The 3678-nt window shown below is 43.9% G+C and carries 4 protein-coding genes and 1 pseudogene; all 5 read right to left on the bottom strand.

The window, feature by feature from the left end:
- A pseudogene (locus EOJ37_RS13735) lies at nucleotides 1–535 on the bottom strand (hypothetical protein); the annotation flags it as partial.
- A gap of 433 nt (nucleotides 536–968) precedes the next feature.
- On the bottom strand, nucleotides 969–1286 hold the full coding sequence (locus EOJ37_RS13740) for a hypothetical protein (protein WP_127960454.1): 318 nt from the start codon (nucleotides 1284–1286) through the stop codon (nucleotides 969–971).
- Nucleotides 1267–1842, bottom strand: a complete 576-nt coding sequence (locus EOJ37_RS13745) for a hypothetical protein (protein ID WP_127960455.1) — start codon at nucleotides 1840–1842, stop codon at nucleotides 1267–1269. The genes EOJ37_RS13740 and EOJ37_RS13745 overlap by 20 nt, the downstream gene beginning before the upstream one ends.
- 113 nt (nucleotides 1843–1955) lie before the next feature.
- Nucleotides 1956–2933: a hypothetical protein gene (locus EOJ37_RS13750; protein WP_127960456.1), complete on the bottom strand. Its 978-nt coding sequence runs from the start codon at nucleotides 2931–2933 to the stop codon at nucleotides 1956–1958.
- Between the two features lie 11 nt (nucleotides 2934–2944).
- A complete protein-coding gene (locus EOJ37_RS13755) occupies nucleotides 2945–3460 on the bottom strand; it encodes a hypothetical protein (RefSeq protein WP_127960457.1) in 516 nt (171 codons plus the stop codon).
- Nucleotides 3461–3678: the final 218 nt, after the last annotated feature.

Consider the following 3678-nt stretch of genomic DNA (forward strand, 5'->3'; position numbering starts at 1 on the left):
GTTGACCAATCAAACCATAAATGGTGGTAAAGCGGTTATCGACTTTGATTAATCGCTCCAACAGCGGGTGGAACCACTCGGGGGCTTCCCAGCGCGAGAAATCCGGCAGATGTTCGCCACCCATTGGCGTGGTAAATAACGGGTGTTCAATCACCGGGGTGGATAAGCCATGCCGGGCGCGGAAGTTTTTCACCGCATAGTACTCAAACGGCCAGGCGAGGAGCATAGGATCATCAATTTCATAACCCGTGATTGATGATTTTTCAGCATTTTCTAAAAACAGAGAGGTATGCTCCAAATGCTTATCACACAGCGCAACCAGCCACTCTTTGAGCAGGGTTTCATCGGTGCTGTAGAGCGCCTCGTGGCAAAAACGCAGGTAAAACGGATCAGCCGGAATATTGGCACTGGCCCAATCCACCGTCTCTTTACGTTCACTGGCTAACATCTCTACCAGTAACACACCGAGCCGTTGAGGATCTGGCGGATAAATATTGCCATCACCATCGCTACCCCACGGGGTGCTCTTGCTCATTTTACCGCTTTTAATCGCTTCAATAATTTGGTCATAACTGGCTTCTGCACAGGAAAACTGATTGCAGGCCAGTTGAGTGAGAAAATGTTTTCCTTGGAAACTGAATGACCTTATAAACTCTTCTGCTATAGCTGTCGTGCTATAGTAGTCACAAAGTAAGGTCATGATGGAATTTACTAAGCTGTGACATAACAGTGAGTTATCTAACCTGTTTTCTAAGTAAGCTGTAGTGAGATAACAATCCCTATATTGGCTATAGGTATATGAAAACAATAATGATGATTTTATTTTTATTTTCCAATCATCAGAGTTTAGACATCCATTTAACTTTATCTCAAAAATATCATCATCGATAAAAATTGGCTTCTTATTATAATCGAAATAAAGTTCATGTTTTTTCAAATAAATATTTATTTGATCAATTGAAGGCATTTTATTTTCCTTTTATCTCTTTTAATACCATCATCGATGGGTATTTTTGGTTAGTTGCCAATTGAAATCCTTCAGTCATGCCAAATTTTAACTCATAAGCAGTGACAACACTAGCCTTCAGTGCTTTGGACTCCTCATAAACATCTTGAAATCTAACTAAAGCAATTTTCTGCGCTTTAGTTAGATTATAGGGATTTCCTTTGTTAAAAGAAGTAATAGCTCTCTCTACATGATCAAGCAAATTTTTTGTAGCCTTCCTCTGCACCTCACTCAACCCTGGTGTTCGTGGCGTTCCCCAATTAGAAAACGTTTTGCGCATAGTCGCTTTGACATCTAGGGTGATCCACTGGTTCGGCGGTGGTGGCACCAGTTCGGCAAAAAAATCTTTGTAGCGAAAACACCGATTCTGGGATGATCGCTCGGTTAAAGGTTTGTGCCACCTGTTTACCCTTCGCCGGTAGATGCATCATTTTGTGCAGCGTGCCGTTTTTCGCCAGCGCCATCACCAGATCTTCGGCGATATAACCAATATACTGGCTCAGCTTCAGCGTCGCCAGGCTTTGATAAAACTCCTCTTGCATCACAAACTTTAACGCTTCATCAGGGCTTAATGACAGCTCCACATGCGCTTTCAGTGGTTTTTCCCCGTTGCGGGTTTTCGCCAATATCCTCAGCAGGGTGTTGCCATCCGGCAACGGGCCGAGTAACTCGATTTTGGCGTCTTTTAAATTGGTGGTAAATAGCCGCGTGGTGGCTTTGAGCGGCGGGACCTCATCCAGATGGAGTTTCTGGATATTCGCTAATCCCTTGGATTTTTTCCCACTGCTGACGCGCAAGCTAGCGGTTTTCTTCACATTTTCATAGACAGCGCTCATGGTTTAACGTCCTGTTTTTCTGTGCTATCGGCCGGGTAATGTGCAATGTATTGATAAATAGGCCGCCAAGCTGGTGTGTTCTCATTCATCACACCGGCTTGGCAGGCCATCACTTATTGGGGTTGACCAATCAAACCATAAATGGTGGTAAAGCGGTTATCGACTTTGATTAATCGTTCCAGCAGCGGGTGGAACCACTCGGGGGCTTCCCAGCGCGAGAAATCCGGCAGATGTTCGCCACCTATTGGCGTGGTAAATAACGGGTGTTCAATCACCGGGGTGGATAATCCATGCCGGGCACGGAAATTTTTTACCGCATAGTACTCAAATGGCCAGGCCAAGAGCATCGGTTCTTTAATTTCATAACCAGTCAGCGGCGATTTTTCAGCATTTTCTAAAAACAGAGAGGTGTGCTCCAAATGCTTATCACACAGCGCAACCAGCCACTCTTTGAGCAGGGTTTCATCGGTGCTGTAGAGTGCCTCATGACAAAAACGCAGGTAAAACGGATCAGCCGGAATATTGGCACTGGCCCAATCCACCGTCTCTTTACGTTCACTGGCTAACATCTCTACCAGTAACACACCGAGCCGCTGTTCCACTAACGGCCCTGGCTCGCTCTGTTCGGTTTTTCTGCCCCACGGGGTACTTCTGCTCATTTTGCCGCTTTTAATCGCGTCAATAATTTGATCATAACTGGCCTCTGCACAGGAGAATTGGTTACAGGCCATCAGCGTGAGAAATTTTTCTGCTTGAAAACTAAACATTCGTACAAACTCTTCTGCAATTGAGGTAGTACCATAATAATCACACAACACAACGATAATAGAATTAGACAAGTAACCACAAAGATATTTATTATCTAACTGATTTTCTAAGCAAGCCAAGGTAAGGTAATATCGTCCATATTGACCATATGTATGAGTAAATAGCATGGCTGAATTAATAATTAATTCGCCATCGGGCGAGTTATCACAATCTTCTATTGAAAGTTCAAATCCATAGTCATCTTCAAATATTGATCTATCTTTGTATTTTCTGGCTAGCTCATGTTTTAATAAATAGTTATTAATCTGTTTTATTGAAGGCATTTAGCCTCTCCTTATTTAATCTCTTTTAATACCATCATCGATGGGTATTTTTGGTTGGTTGCCAATTGAAACCCTTCAGTCATGCCTAACTTTAACTCATAGGCTGTCACACAGCTAGTTTTTGCCTCACGTGCTATTTGATAATGCCTATCAAACCTACGCAAAGCTGCATATTGTTCTTTAGTTAGATTATAGGGGTTACCGTCATTGAAAGCTCGCATGGAATCCTGCACATGTGAATATAAATTCTTCACAGCATCCTTCTGCACCTCACTCAACCCTGGTGTTCGTGGCGTTCCCCAATTAGAAAACGTTTTGCGCATAGTCGCTTTGACATCTAGGGTGATCCACTGGTTCGGCGGTGGTGGCACCAGTTCGGCAAAAAAATCAATTCCGTGACCACTGCTGTTTTGTAGCGAAAACACCGATTCTGGGATGATCGCTCGGTTAAAGGTTTGTGCCACCTGTTTACCCTTCGCAGGCAGATGCATCATTTTGTGCAGCGTGCCGTTTTTCGCCAGCGCCATCACCAGATCTTCGGCGATATAACCAATATACTGGCTCAACTTCAGCGTCGCCAGGCTTTGATAAAACTCCTCTTGCATCACAAACTTTAACGTAAGCGTCCGGTAGCCTCACCTTGCCGCAGCGAATAAAGCCTTTCATTATTCTCGCCATCACATCCTCTGCTTGAGAATAAACCATGCCATATACCAAACAGCAAAAACAGCAGCATCTTGATAAC

Source organism: Serratia microhaemolytica (assembly GCF_004011885.1).
Taxonomy (GTDB): Bacteria; Pseudomonadota; Gammaproteobacteria; order Enterobacterales; family Enterobacteriaceae; genus Serratia_G; species Serratia_G microhaemolytica.